The organism is Desulfoconvexum algidum, from assembly GCF_055382125.1.
In genome coordinates this window covers 4,457,570-4,471,946 of the sequence record NZ_AP042394.1, presented here as the reverse complement: position 1 = coordinate 4,471,946, position 14,377 = coordinate 4,457,570, and the positions used below count along the sequence as shown (strand labels likewise).

Sequence of the window (14,377 nt, the reverse complement as noted above, 5' to 3'; positions counted from 1 at the left end):
AACTTTTTTTATCAGCCCCATGGTCAAAAAGACGGCAGGACATAGAAAAAAATATTTTCATTTATTGTGGCAAGTGTTATGACGGGGCATCTTTCATCACTATCAAATGGACCTGGACAAGAAAATGATCTTCAATATTGATAAATGGTATACTAGAGAAAAACGACTCGAGCAGCTTGAAAAGCATGTATCTGTTACCCGGACGGCAAAATTTGGGTTTACCGACTATGCCGAATCCGATAAACATCACCGGGTCAACCGGCATTTTGATACGATTGCAACGCGATACGACTTGATGAATACCATCCTGAGCGGCGGAATTCATTATGCATGGAAACGAAGGACCGTTGAAACACTGATGATCAAACCCGAACAAAAAATTCTGGATGTATGTGGTGGAACCGGAGATATAGCCTGTCTCTCTGCATCCCGAACAGGTGAAAAAGGGATGTCCGTTGTCTACGACATTAACCGGAAAATGATCGAACAAGGGAAAAAAAAATCCATAAAAGGGGTAACCTTTGTTCAAGGGGATGCTGAATGCATCTCTTTTCCGGATGAGGCATTCGATGCGGTTTCCATCGGATTTGGAATTCGAAATGTCACCCATCTTGAAACCGGTTTCAAGGAGATTTTCCGTGTGTTGAAAAAAGGCGGCACCATGTGTTGCCTGGAATTCTCAAAACCGGATAACACCCTGTTCAGAACGCTTTACGATTTTTACTCGTTTAGGATAATGCCTTTATTAGGAGGGCTCTTCACCGGTTCAACCGAAGCCTACACCGCATTCCCGGAATCCATAAGAGCGTTTCCCCTGCCCGAAGAGTTACGCCTGATTTTAAAAGATATCGGTTTTAAGGATATCAAAATAAAAAAGTTGACAAATGGAATCGCAGTGATCCATTCAGCAAGGAAATAAGGAAAACGATTGACAATTTAAAATCGTTTCTATACATTTATACCATAGCTTTTGGCCGATACTATCTGTGGTGTTCCTGACCGGCCAGCCTTTCGATCCAAAACTTAAGTTTACTCAATAGTCCCACTGAATTGGGAAAATGTATGATAATTTATCAATACCAATGCCAAAAATACCAATGCGACAAAGGGATGCATAATGGATAGGCGAACATTTCTCAAGACCGCCGGGATTGGCAGCATTGCAGCGGTCTATGGCTGTAAGTCAGACTATGACAAAAATATTTTTTCGCTGGTCACGGCACCTGAAGATTTTGTGACCGGTCAAGCCACCTGGTATGCATCCACCTGCATGGAGTGTCCGGCAGGATGCGGTGTCCTTGCCAAAAATCGTGAGGGCCGCGTGATCAAGCTGGAGGGAAATCCCGCCCACCCGGTCAACCAGGGGAAATTGTGCATCCGGGGCCAGGCTGCCCTGCAGTCTGTTTATGATCCGGACCGGCTGTTGACACCCCAGCTCAAAACAGGCCAGACATTTAAACCCATCTCCTTTGATCATGCTTTCGGCATTCTTAAAGAGCGGATGCAGGCCGCATCAGAAAAAGGAAGCAACCGCATCAAAGTGTTGACCGGCATCACATCCGCACCGCTCGCTGCCCTGTTTGCAAGTACTTTGGAAGAATTTGGCGCAAGCCCTGCCGCCATGTACGAACCCTACTCCCATGATGCGTTGAGAGCAGCTCATAAGGCCCTGTTTTCAAAACCAGTGCTTCCCTCTTTTCGTATGGAAAACGCCGATTTTATTCTGGGCTTTGGAGCAGATTTTATAGAGACCTGGCTGTCACCGGTTGAATATATCCGCAAATTCAAAGCCATGCACAGCGTTAAAGACGGTAAAAAAGGGATGTTTGTTCATGTCGGTCCTTACATGTCCCTGACCGCCGCCAATGCAGACAAGTTCCTCCCCATCACTGCGGGAACGGAATATATGGTGGCCCTGGGGTTGATTCGTAAAATTTTGGAAACCAGAACAATTGATCATCTGCCGGATCCGTTTTTAAAGGAACTTGCGGCGGTTGCCGCAGCATATGATGCCAAGTTTGTTGAACGAAACACCGGGTTTTTGGCCGCGGATCAAACCCTTCTGGCCGAATCCTTGCTCGCATCCCACAGCCCCCTGGTCCTGGGGTCAACAGGCGCGACAGCGGCAGACACCTCCTTTGCCCTGGAAATGGCCGTGACCCTGATGAATCTTTTACTGGACAAGGATCTTTCCCTGTATGATTTTGAACGAAGACATGCCCTTGAAAAGGTCATGACGGCAAAACAAACAGCCACTGTCTTTGAAACGGCCGTCACAGACCCCACAGATCTTTTTTTGTTTTATAATACCAATCCATTGTTTACGTTTCCTGCAAATACAAATTTGACAGAGATTTTCAATCGCAAGGATATCTTCAAGATAAGTTTTTCAAATTTCATGGATGAAACCTCCCAAAACGCAGACCTTGTCTTCCCGGTTCAGCTATCCCTGGAGACCTGGGACAGTTATGAGAGCAACACGGCATGTATTTCAACGCTTCAGCCTGCCATGGGTCGGCTCACCCAGGCCCCTTCCATCGGTGATGTCTTCCTTGACCTGTCAGGCCGGGACCTGTCAGGCCGGGACCGGCAATTTGATGACTACTATAAATATCTGGCCGACTACCTGTATACGCATCTGGCGGAAAAGAGCAAAGTCCATTTTATTAAAACAATTCAAATCGGCGGGATATTTGATTCCGACAGCAACGCCAGGGCCGGCAGACCGCCCCTTGATACGGGAGCGGTTCAGGTGTTGAAAAAAACAATAGACACCATCCAACCCGTTGAAAAACAAGGATTAACCTTTCTGGCGGTTCCATCAATTCGGTTGTATGACGGCCGGGGGGCCAACAAGTCCTGGCTCAATGAAATTCCCGATCCGGTTACCAGTATCGCCTGGGAAACCATGGTCATGATTCATCCAGCCACCCTTGAAGAAAATGGATTCGCACACGCAGACATCCTGAGCATCGAAGCGGGTGATAAAATCATTCAAGTGCCTGTTTATTCCTACCAGGGGGTTGCTCCGGGACTCATGGTCATGCAGGCAGGTCAGGGACACAATGCCTACGGCCGTTATGCCGCAGGATTCGGCAGCAGTCCCATTGATCTTTTATCCGGTAATGATCTTTTGTCCGGCAATCCTGGTACCTCTGATTTTCTTTCCTATCTTATCACCCCCAGTTCAGTTAAGCGGACAGGCAAGGTTGATGCGCTTCCCCAGACCGACGGCAGCCGGTCCCAGTATAAAAGAAAAATTGCCCTGTCCATGACCATGGGCCACCACAGCCAAGAAGGCGGCCACGGCGATTCTGTCGGGCATGGCGAATATAGCGGTCATGGTGACGCCGGCGGACATGGGGAAAAACCAGGCGGAGGCCTGGATATGAACCAGTTCCCCCTGACCCTTCCCACCGAGGAAGGGTACGATAAAAAACGGGATTTTTACCCGGCCCACACCCATGAAGGCTACCGATGGGGAATGGTCGTGGACCTGGACAAATGCGTGGGATGCTCTTCCTGTGTGGCGGCCTGTTACGCGGAAAACAATATCGGCGTCTCCGGAAAAACCCAGCTCACCAAGGGCCGGGAGATGGCCTGGCTGAGAATCGAACGGTACCAGGATCAGAACTCTGAAGACCGGTTGATATTTCTTCCCATGATGTGCCAGCACTGCGATAATGCGCCCTGTGAATCCGTGTGTCCTGTGTATGCCCCCCACCACTCAAAAGAGGGGCTCAACAACCAGGTTTACAACCGCTGTATCGGCACACGGTTCTGTGCCCAGAATTGCCCGTATAAAGTGAGAAAGTTCAACTGGTTTGACTGGGATTTGCCCAAACCCCTCAACCTTCAGCTCAACCCCGATGTCACCGCCCGGAGCAAAGGCGTCATGGAAAAATGCTCGTTTTGCGTACAGAGAATAAAAAAGGCCCACAATCAGGCAAAAAATGAAAACCGGGATATCCGGGATGGGGAGGTTCAGCCGGCATGTGTACAGACCTGTCCTGCGGGTGCACTGACCTTTGGCAACTTTCTCGACAAGAATTCTGCGGTTTCCATCCTTGCCCGTGATCCAAGGGCATACCAGGTGCTGGGCTATCTGAATACCAAACCTGCCGTTATTTATCTGAAAAAAATGGTGCAGGCGTTATGAAACTTCAACCGGGGATTTTAAACATATGTCTCAATTGACGTTTGAAACAATCAACACCACGGTCCTGAACACGCTGTCCCGTCCGGGCAAGGGTTACTGGAGCATCATTGCGCTGCTGTTTTGCGGGGCAGCCCTCGGAGCATCTTGCTGGGCATACCAGATCTTTGTCGGCGTGGGCGTGGCCGGCATGAACACACCGGTCCACTGGGGCACCTATTTGATCAATTTTGTCTTCTGGGTGGGAATCGCCCATTCCGGCACCCTGATCTCGGCCATATTGTTCCTTTTTCGTGCAAGTTGGAGAAATCCCATTGCCAGGGCTGCTGAGACCATGACCGTCTTTGCCGTGTGCGTAGCAGGCCTCTTCCCTTTCATCCACCTGGGCCGGGCCTGGCTGGTGTTTTACATGCTGCCCTTTCCCAACCAGCGGACCTTGTGGCCCAATTTTCAGTCTCCCCTGATGTTTGATGTCATTGCCATCAGTACCTACCTGACCGTGAGCAGCCTTTTTTGGTATACCGGGCTGGTTCCGGATCTGGCCATTATCAGGGACCGGTCCGAAGGGGTACGCAAAAAGATTTTTGCCGTACTCTCCCTTGGATGGTCCGGTAAAACCGGGCAATGGCTGAACTATTCAAGGGCCTATATGCTGTTTGCAGGTCTTGCCACCCCCCTTGTCATTTCCGTTCACAGCGTGGTGTCCTGGGACTTTGCCCTGAGTGTGACACCCGGCTGGCACACCACCATTTTTGCACCCTATTTTGTTGCCGGTGCCATTCACTCCGGCCTTGCCATGGTCCTCACCCTGAGCATTCCCTTGAGAAAAATTTTCAAGTACGAGGCGCTTATCACCATGGAGGTTCTGGAAGCAATCGCAAAAACCATTGTCTTTACCGGTATCATCGTGGGATTTTCCTATGCCACGGAATTGTTTATTGCCTGGTACAGCCGGAACACGATTGAAATGGAAACCTTCTGGTGGAGAGCTTTCGGTCATTATGCACCCGAATACTGGATCATGGTGGTCTGCAATACCGTGATTCCTTTGCTGTATTTATCTAAACGAATCAGAACCCATGTTATCCCTTTGTTTATCATCTCAATTTTTGTCAATATCGGCATGTGGTTTGAACGGTTTGTCATCATCGCGGGCAGCGTTGCCCATGACTTTCTTCCCAATGCCTGGGGGCATTACCGTCCCACATGGGTCGAGGGAGGCATCATGGTGGGGGCGTTCTGTTTCTTCTTTTTTCTGTTTCTGCTGTTTATCAAACACCTGCCGTCTGTTTCCATGACTGAAATGAAAGAAATGATACATAAAACGGAGTAATTCATGAGCACAGCCATCATTGTAACAGGTCTTTTTAACACCCAGGAAGACACCCTGGCTGCTGTGGAAAAAATACAGAAAGAAGGCTTTGAGGTAACGGAAGTACACAGTCCCATCCCAAGCAGTGCCCTTGCCCGGGCCCTGGGCAGGAAAAAAAGCAAGATCGGGTGGTTTACCCTGACCGGCGGGATCATTGGATTTGTTTCCGGATTTTCCCTTGCCGTGTTCACAGCCACAAGATGGAGCCTTATTGTCGGCGGAAAGCCCATTCTTTCCTGGATACCATTTTTTGTGATCGCCTTTGAGTTTACCATCCTGTTTGCCGTGCTGGGCAATGTGCTGGGTATCGTTACCCAGGTGGGGCTACCTGACCGAGACTATGAAAAAAATTATTACCCGGAATGCTCAGGCTCCCTGTATGGGATTGAAGTGGCTTCAGCGCCTGAGAATCTTGACAGTCTAAAAGATCTGCTTCACCATACAGGGTCTTTAAAAGAATTAAGGGAAAACAAATGACGTCCATGGATCCAGCATTAACAGAAGGTACGGCATTAACAAAACCGTCCGCACCTTTGAAAAAAAGTGTGTTCATCATTCCTGCGCTCATTGCCGGAGGCGGATTTCTATTCTTTACTTTTTTGGCAGCAGGTGCTCATCCGGAAAAAGCCTGGCTGGTTTACCTGACAAATTTTTTGTTCTTTACCATCCTGTCCTGTGGAGGGCTTTTATTTTCGACCCTCATGCATTTTACCCGAGCCAAATGGAGCCACTCTTTTGCGGCAATTGCAGAGGCCTTTTCCGCTTTTTTCCCTGTGTCGTTTGTCCTGTTCCTCCTGCTTTTCATCGGACAGGACCACGTGTTTACGTGGCTGGGACAAGAGCTGCACGGAAAAGAGGTGTGGCTCAATGTTCCTTTTTTATTCTTCCGGGACTGTGTGGCGTTTCTGATTCTCTATTGCCTTGGGTTTGCCTACCTTTACTACTCCCTTAAATTCAGGTTAAAGGCCGCCCCAAAAAATACGCGGCTGAAAGCTTTTTTGTTCCGCCATTTTGAACAAAACCTCCAAAATCCTGAAACCATCAAACACCGGATGACGGTTTTTGCCGGCTGGTATATGTTTGCCTTTGCCATGTGTCTGGCCCTGATAGGGTTTGATCTGGTCATGAGCACAGACCCCCACTGGTATTCGACCCTGTTTGGTGCCTACACCTTCATCAAAGCCATCTACGCGGGTTTCGGTGCCATTATCCTGCTGGTATCGATTCTTCACTTAACCCCCAGTGTTCCCTTTACCCTTACCCCGGCCCAGCTGGGCGACATGAGCACGCTATTTTTTGGCTTCAGCATTGTATGGGGAGATTTTTTCTATTCCCAGTTTGTGGTCATCTGGTACGGGAACATTCCCGAAGAAACCGCCTATATCATTGAACGAACCATGACCCAGCCCTGGAGCATCCTTGCATGGACTGTTTTTATCGGCTGTTTTATCCTGCCCTTTATCATCCTTTTAAGCAGGAACATCAAAAAAACCCCCTGGTGCATGATTGTTATCAGCTCCTGCGTTCTGACAGGACTGTGGATCGAACATTTCCTGCTTTTGGGACCCAGCTTTCTTGAGCACGATCCGGCTGTGTTTCCCATCGGCATCAATGAAATCATCATTAGCCTTGGATTTTTGGGTCTCATTATTATTGCCATTCTATCGTATTTCAAGGAATTTCCTGAAGTCCTGAACGAGGATTCAGGGGAGGTGGTTTAATGGAAATAATACTGGTATCCCTGACACTTTTAACCCTTATCCTTCTGGTGATCCTGGTGGGAACAGGCGGCAAACCCCTGACCCTTGTTTCTCACTTTCACTCGTTTGTCGCCCAGGTGCAAGAGAATAAAATTCAATTGTTTGTTTTAAGCGCTTTGATTATTTTCCTCGCCCTGTTTGTCTATTCGTTTTATATCATGCCCCATGTGAATGCAGGACCGGTTCAGCCCATTGCTTTCAGCCACAGGCTGCATGCCGGGAACAAACAAATTGACTGTCGTTTCTGTCATTCATATGTGGACCGGGCGGTTCATCCCGGGATCCCGCCGGTGGAAAAATGCCTCTACTGCCACAACTTTATTATTCCCAACCACCCGGAAATCAGAAAAGAGCACAATTATTTTGATACCCAGACGCCCACACCATGGACGAAGGTTTTTTATGTGCCCGAGCATGTCATGTTTAACCATGAGCGCCACATAAAAAAAGATTTTGAGTGTGAAGCCTGTCACGGAGATATCGCCGGAACTGACCGGCTTAAGCACCATGAATTTAAAATGGAGTTTTGTATTCAATGTCACAGGAAAGAAAAAGCCAACCTGGACTGCTGGCTTTCTTGTCACAACTAATAGAGGAGCGTTTGCTTTGCCCGAGAACCCGACCCGACCCGACACTGCCACTTACCTGACAGCAAAATGGTTTTCCCTGACCTCCGCCGCCTGGATGATGCTGGCCACCCTGGCAGGTCTTACTGCAGCCCTAGAGCTTGTGGCCCCTGATTTAACCGGCAACATTGCCTGGCTCCTTTTTTCAAGACTTCGCCCCATGCATGTCAACCTGGTATTGTTCGGATTTGCGACCCCAGCCCTTCTGGCCTGCGCGTTTTATATGCTTCCCCGGCTGCTGCGGACTGAGCTTTACAGTGAACGGCTGGGCGTTATCACGGTTGTCTTGTGGAACATTGCCCTTGTGGCCCTGGTGATCACCCTCGCTCTTGGGTATACACAAGGCCGGGAATATGCTGAAATGATCTGGCCCATTGATGTGGCCATCGTCGTTGCGTTCAGCCTGATTTTCTTTAATTTCATGATGACGGTAAAAAACAGGAAGGAAAAGATTCTGTATGTTTCTGTCTGGTATGTGCTGGCGGGAACCATTCTCACTGCCTGTACCTACAGCCTGGGAAACGTTATCTGGCAGCCCGATTCGGGCGCTCTGGTCGGCATTCCCGATGCCATTCTTCTCTGGTTTTACGGACATAATGTGTTCGGGCTCCTGCTGACACCGTTTTCAGCTGCCATTGCCTATTATGTCATCCCCCAGGTCTGCCGGACACCCCTGTACAGTCACACGCTTTCACTGCTTGGCTTCTGGGCCCTGATTGTTATTTACACCCATATCGGAACCCACCATCTGCTGCAGGTGCCGGTTCCCACCTGGCTCAAGGTGGTCGCCATTGTGGACAGTATTGCCATGGTGATTCCGGTGATGGCCTTTCTCATTAATATCTGGTACACGGCCAGGGGAAAGCTTGGATTAATCAGTGAAGACATTGGTGGAAAATTTGTGTTTACCGGGACCATCATGTATTTTATCGTCAGTATCCGGGGGTCCATGATGGCACTGCCCGATGTCCAGCGGGTGACCCACTTCAGCCACTGGGTGGTGGGCCATGCCCATGTCGGTGTCCTCGGGTTTGCCGGGATGATTGGCCTGGGAGGCGTTTATTTCATCCTTCCGAGAATAACGGGCAAACCGCTTTACAGCCAATTTTTGGCCAATTTCCAATACTGGATGATATTGATCGGCGTGGTCGGGTTTACCATCGTCTTAACCATTTCCGGGCTCATCCAGGGCAATGCCTGGCTGAACGGAGAAACCGTATACCGGGTACTCCCCCAAATCCACATCTACAACATTGTCCGGGCGTCACTGGGGTTGTTAATTTTTCTTGCGGCTGTTTCAGGGTTTTATAATATTTTCAGATCACTCTTTTCAAACGCCGGAGAAACATCATGAAAATGACACCTGTGGCGGTTGTCGCCGGCAGCCTTATTATCCTTATTTCAGTGGTATTGGTGGTCATCGTTCTTCCCTATGCCAACACGAGCAAAACCATCCCTTCGGATCTGTTCAGAAACCGGACGGTTATGGAGGAAAAAGGCCGGGCACTCTATGTCAGCAACGGATGCGTTTATTGCCATACCCAGTCGATCCGATCGATTGACTGGGGGCTGGGCGCAGAAAGACTGGCCCAGGCCGGGGATTATCTAAAGGATTACCCCATACTCCTGGGCTCCCAGAGAACAGGTCCTGATCTGTCCCAGGAAGGCGGAGAGCACCCATATGACTGGCATCAGGCCCATTTTATCAACCCCAGATATACCCGGCCGCTGTCCATCATGCCCCCATTTGAATTTTTAAAACAGGACAATCTGGACATATTGATCCAATATACCCAGAGCCTCGGGCTCAAGAATGCCGACCTGCGAATGGAGAGACAAACCCTGTGGAAAAAGAGATCTGTTGACGCCTATACGTCGGGTGTGAACGAAAACGTGGCATGGATTCACGACAATGTCCCCAAGGGTTGGCGGGATATTCCCACCCCCTATCCAGCGACGGAGGCGGGCCTTGCAAGGGGTGAAAAAATATACCAGGATTTTTGTTTTGGCTGCCACGGACCCGTGGGAGACGGCATGGGTCCGGCCCAGCCCTATCTGTATCCGCCTCCCTTAAATTTTACCATCCTCAAAGGTCGGGGGATCAGCGGGGGGATAATCTACTACCAGATCATGAACGGCATTACCGGAACCGCCATGCCCTATTTTAAACGGGAACTGGAATCTGAAAAAATATGGGATGTGGGAAACTATATTGCCAAATATTTTATTGACCAGATCGATGCCAATGAGGAACCCAGAGGAATTGATGCCGCATATGAACCTTAACCCATTTGAACACGTATAAAGGCAGCCACATGTATTATCCATTTTTTCTGGCATATATCCTGACCGGACTTATTATCGGCGTTACCGTGTTTGTATGGGCGCTGAAAACCGGGCAGTTCTCGGACCAGCAGCGGGCAAGGTTTCTGGCCATGGAGGAGACCACGCCCAAGACAGCACCGTCAGCAAAGGCCGGACGTGATCTGTATTGTGTCGTTTACTTAGGTCTTGCAGCCGTTGTGGCAAGCTTTGCCCTTGTGGGCTATGCCCTTTTTTTCCGATAGGCAACAATTATGAGGACTTTTAAATGAGATTTTTTGAACTTTTAAATACCCAGCAGGTACTGGCTCTGATCATTCTGACCCTCATTTTTGCGATCCTGTTTGGCGTGACCTTGTGGGTTCTCCCCATGTCCGGGCCCAAATCCCGGGTTTCCAACATTAAAACCATCCAGCAGTTTGCTGACGGCATTGAAAAGGCAGACGGCCCGTTTCCCATGATCATCGCCCTGATTATCGGCGGTACCGTTTTATGGGCGATCTATTATATTCTGTTTTACGGCCTTTCGGAGGTAATTTTATAAATGGACACACAAAAACCCAAAGAGTCCCTCGTGCGCACCTGTCTGTGGATCACCACCATGGTGGCCATCATCCTGGGTGTGGGATATTTTTCTTTTATCGTGGTGGCGGACAAAGGCATTCCCACCTGGGATTACCGGCCGGTGAAAAGCATTCCGTCTGAATCCCCCTATGCCGTATATCAAAAAAATCCTCTGGGCCAGCATGTCAGCGGCAAGGAGGCAAATTAAATGAAAAAGGTGCTGTTTCTTGGAATTTTTGTGTCCCTGGTTTTAACAGGGGTCTATACGGTCATTACCCTCTACGATTCAAATTTGAAAGCAGGGAGAATGTATCAAACGCCTGCGATCCGGCCCCATGAGGAACCCCAGCTTGTAATGGACAAACGGACTATTGCCGACACAAAAAGTGAAGCACTGATAAGGGAACTGTTGAAAACCGATTTTATCATGAAACCGATGGGGTCTGCCCTGCTGCTGGCAAAGGGAGAAAAGGAATACAGAGTCTTTTGCTTTCACTGTCATGGCCCCAACCTGGACGGGCTTGGAACGGTGGGGCAGAGTTTTTTTCCCCTGCCCACAAACCTGACCACCAAAAAGACAGCCGGCATGAGTGATAAAGAATTGTTTGCCTTCATCAGCTATGGCGGCAAGAAAGCGCCTGCCCTGGCAAGCTCCATGTCCGTTGAAAGTCGGGAGGCGGTTATCCAATATATCAGGTTCAAGCAGAAAACAACCCTTTGAACATCTCCTATTCTATCATGCTGGGATATCTTGTCCCTTATACAAAGGGCAGACAATGAAAACACTGGTTCCGTGCAAACTCTGCGGTCTGCCGGTTAAAACTTCCGTAGATCCGTCAACGGATTTTTTTTGCTGCAATGGCTGTAAAATGGTCCATACCATGCTCATGGAATCGGATCAGTACAAAGATACACAAGATTTTAAGGATACCGACCTTTACAAACAATGTGTTGCCGCAGGCATCATTCCGGACACCTCTGAACAAACAGAGGCATCAGCGGAACAAACCCCTGAGGCCGTTGCTGATAGTGAGACTCCCATTGATGCCGGCAATTTTTTGACCCTCAATTTTCAGATTCAAAACATGTGGTGCCCAGCCTGTGCATGGGTTGTCGAAAACACGCTTACCCGTTCAAAAGGGGTTATAAACTCCTCGTGCAATTTTTCCAGCGACCGGGGAAGCGTGTTGTATGATCCCGTAAAAACATCTCCGGAAAAAATTTATACCGCCATTAAAAAACTGGGATACCCTTGTGCTGATCTGGATCAAACCCCTCAAAAGAACAAAAAAGAATTTATCCGTATTTGTGTGACCCTGTTTTTAACCATGAATGTCATGATGCTCAGCTGGTCCATCTATTCAGGGTTTTTCATTGAGCTGTCACGGCGTTCCGTGCAGCTTCTGGCCTGGCCTGTTTTCCTGATGGCCACCGTTGTCGTGTTCTACGGCGGATATCCCATACACAAACGGGCCCTTGGCAATATTACATCCGGATGGCCGGGCATGGAAACCCTGATATCAACCGGTTCCTTTTCCACCTATTTTTACAGCGTGTTTCATTTCTACAAGGGAAGCATCCATCTTTATTTTGATGCTGCATCCATGTTGATCCTGCTGATACTGACCGGTAAAATGCTCGAACAGTCTGCAAAAAACAAAATTTCCGAAGGATTGGCGGGATTTTTTTCCCTGGTTCCCCAGAAAGTCAGAATCTGTGCAGCGCAGTTTCCAAAGGGCCGGTATGTTTCTATAAAACAATTGTCTGAAGGGGACTCATTCCTGGCGGAGCAGGGAGAGATCCTGGCTGCAGATGGCATAGTCACCAAGGGCGCTGCCGTCATTGACGCGTCTTCGATCACCGGAGAGGTAAAACCGGTTAATATAAATTTCGAGGACGCGGTCAAAAGCGGCACCCGGATTATTTCCGGGAAAATTCAGGTAAAAGCCGTGGGAGTGGGGGAAGACTCAATTCTCGGCAGAATGCTGGCCATCATGGAAAACAGCCTTTCCGAAAAAACCGCCCAGACCCAGCGCTTAGAGAATATTTTAAAATTTTTTGTCCCCTCGGTTATGGGGCTGTCCGTGCTCACTTTTTTTTTCTGGCTGCTGTACGGGCTGACCTCTTACGACGCATTTAACCGGGGGATATCTGTCATGGTAATTTCCTGCCCCTGCGCCCTTGGTATTGCCATTCCCCTGGCCCTTGTGGCCGGGGTCTCTGCCGCTAGGGAGAAGGGGATCCTGGTAAGAGATTTTGAAGCATTCGAATGCATTGACGGACTGGATACCATTGTTTTTGACAAGACCGGAACATTGACCACGGGCAGGCTTAAGGTGCTGGGCATGGACACGGCAAATGATTTTTCTGAACAAAAGGCCTGGCAGATAATCCATGCCATGGAACAAGGGTCGGACCACTACATTGCCCACACCATCAAAACCTATGGAATTGACCAGGACTTAGTGCCCCTTGAACTGGAAAATCTCATTTACCATCCCAACGGGGTAAGCTGTGGTTTTCAGGATGAGGCCTATTGTTTCGGGAGCATGAATTTTGTGAATAAAATCAACCGTTCAGTCCCCTCTTTTATATCCCCTTCCAGACAAGGGGCCCAGATCATATCAACGGTTTTTTTATCTGCAAATGATATCATTGTAGCGGCTGTCCATCTGGGGGATTCAATGAAACCAGGTGTAACCTCTCTTGTCGCAGATCTTGATAAAATGGGACTTGCCTGTTTTTTGATTTCAGGAGATGCAAAAAAAACCACCCTGGCCGCCGGAACCTTCGTTGAGATACCGGAGGCGAATACCCATGGTGGATTTCTGCCCCATGAAAAAGCCGAATTTATCAAGGCGCTTAAACAAACCGGCAAAAAAGTTGCCATGGTGGGTGACGGCGTAAACGATGCCCCTGCAATGGCCCAATCAGATATTGCCATGGCCGTTCATTCAGGTCTCAACCCGGCCGAAGGTGTTGCCGCCATTACCCTCATGCAGGAGACCCCGGTCCAGCTTATCGATTTTATAACCCTTGCAAAACGCGTGAATCGTAAAGTCAGGCAAAATCTCATATTTGCGCTGGTTTATAACATCATCAGCATCCCGGTGGCAGCCAGCGGACTATTAAATCCCATCATTGCGGCAACTGCCATGCTTTTAAGCAGTCTTTCCGTGACATGCAATACCCTGCTGCTGGTAAAACGAGAATCGAAAAATAAACAGTGATCCAAACCCTAACCTATTCATGGTGTTGTGTCGCAACCTATGCAATGGCTGACAATCAACTATCAGGGCTTTATATAGGCATATCCCAACCCATGCAGACGGGCTAATTCCGCGACACCACTCGGAACAATATCAGGTTTGCCCACATCATAAAGATCATTTTTACAGGAGTTTCGTAGACCAAACTCGCGTGGCGTTTCCCCTTTATTGACAGGCGTTTTCAGTTTTCTTCTCCGTAAGACCCTACCTGTATGTCCGGGAGATCGCCCGGATCAACGGGACGCCAAAAGTTATTTCACAAACTTATATCGGCTCACCAGATCGTGTTGCCAGCCTTGCCAAAGGCC

13 protein-coding genes are annotated in these 14,377 nt (G+C 48.9%); all 13 read left to right on the top strand.

Translation table 11 applies throughout. The features are described from left to right. Window positions 1-124 precede the first annotated feature (124 nt). Window positions 125-919, top strand: coding sequence for a bifunctional demethylmenaquinone methyltransferase/2-methoxy-6-polyprenyl-1,4-benzoquinol methylase UbiE (gene ubiE, locus ACZ45G_RS20285; RefSeq protein WP_464172320.1), 795 nt, complete (start codon window positions 125-127; stop codon window positions 917-919). A 198-nt stretch (window positions 920-1,117) separates the two neighbouring features. Further along, on the top strand, window positions 1,118-4,159 hold the full coding sequence (locus tag ACZ45G_RS20280) for a 4Fe-4S dicluster domain-containing protein (protein WP_464172319.1): 3,042 nt from the start codon (window positions 1,118-1,120) through the stop codon (window positions 4,157-4,159). A gap of 25 nt (window positions 4,160-4,184) precedes the next feature. Continuing rightward, window positions 4,185-5,489, top strand: a complete 1,305-nt coding sequence (nrfD, locus tag ACZ45G_RS20275; RefSeq protein ID WP_464172318.1) for an NrfD/PsrC family molybdoenzyme membrane anchor subunit — start codon at window positions 4,185-4,187, stop codon at window positions 5,487-5,489. 3 nt (window positions 5,490-5,492) lie between these two features. After that, window positions 5,493-6,005 carry a DUF3341 domain-containing protein gene (locus ACZ45G_RS20270; RefSeq protein WP_464172317.1) on the top strand — a complete coding sequence of 171 codons (513 nt, stop codon included), beginning with the start codon at window positions 5,493-5,495 and terminating at the stop codon, window positions 6,003-6,005. Next, on the top strand, window positions 6,002-7,249 hold the full coding sequence (locus ACZ45G_RS20265) for a hypothetical protein (protein ID WP_464172316.1): 1,248 nt from the start codon (window positions 6,002-6,004) through the stop codon (window positions 7,247-7,249). The genes ACZ45G_RS20270 and ACZ45G_RS20265 overlap by 4 nt, the downstream gene beginning before the upstream one ends. Then, entirely contained in the window at window positions 7,249-7,878 is a 630-nt protein-coding gene (locus ACZ45G_RS20260; protein ID WP_464172315.1) for a cytochrome c3 family protein, read from the top strand. Before ACZ45G_RS20265 ends, ACZ45G_RS20260 begins: the two co-directional genes overlap by 1 nt. Window positions 7,879-7,894: 16 nt before the next feature. Continuing rightward, on the top strand, window positions 7,895-9,268 hold the full coding sequence (locus ACZ45G_RS20255) for a cbb3-type cytochrome c oxidase subunit I (RefSeq protein WP_464172314.1): 1,374 nt from the start codon (window positions 7,895-7,897) through the stop codon (window positions 9,266-9,268). After that, complete coding sequence (locus ACZ45G_RS20250; protein WP_464172313.1) at window positions 9,265-10,200, top strand: cbb3-type cytochrome c oxidase subunit II; 936 nt, start codon at window positions 9,265-9,267, stop codon at window positions 10,198-10,200. Before ACZ45G_RS20255 ends, ACZ45G_RS20250 begins: the two co-directional genes overlap by 4 nt. 29 nt (window positions 10,201-10,229) lie before the next feature. After that, window positions 10,230-10,481 (top strand): cbb3-type cytochrome oxidase assembly protein CcoS, encoded by a 252-nt coding sequence (gene ccoS, locus ACZ45G_RS20245; protein ID WP_464172312.1) that lies wholly within the window; start codon window positions 10,230-10,232, stop codon window positions 10,479-10,481. A 23-nt stretch (window positions 10,482-10,504) separates the two neighbouring features. Continuing rightward, window positions 10,505-10,780, top strand: a complete 276-nt coding sequence (locus ACZ45G_RS20240; RefSeq protein WP_464172311.1) for a hypothetical protein — start codon at window positions 10,505-10,507, stop codon at window positions 10,778-10,780. Further along, a complete protein-coding gene (locus tag ACZ45G_RS20235; RefSeq protein ID WP_464172310.1) occupies window positions 10,781-11,008 on the top strand; it encodes a hypothetical protein in 228 nt (75 codons plus the stop codon). Next, window positions 11,009-11,521 (top strand): c-type cytochrome, encoded by a 513-nt coding sequence (locus ACZ45G_RS20230; protein WP_464172309.1) that lies wholly within the window; start codon window positions 11,009-11,011, stop codon window positions 11,519-11,521. 55 nt (window positions 11,522-11,576) lie between these two features. Next, complete coding sequence (locus tag ACZ45G_RS20225) at window positions 11,577-14,030, top strand: heavy metal translocating P-type ATPase (protein WP_464172308.1); 2,454 nt, start codon at window positions 11,577-11,579, stop codon at window positions 14,028-14,030. The last annotated feature ends 347 nt before the right edge of the window (window positions 14,031-14,377 follow it).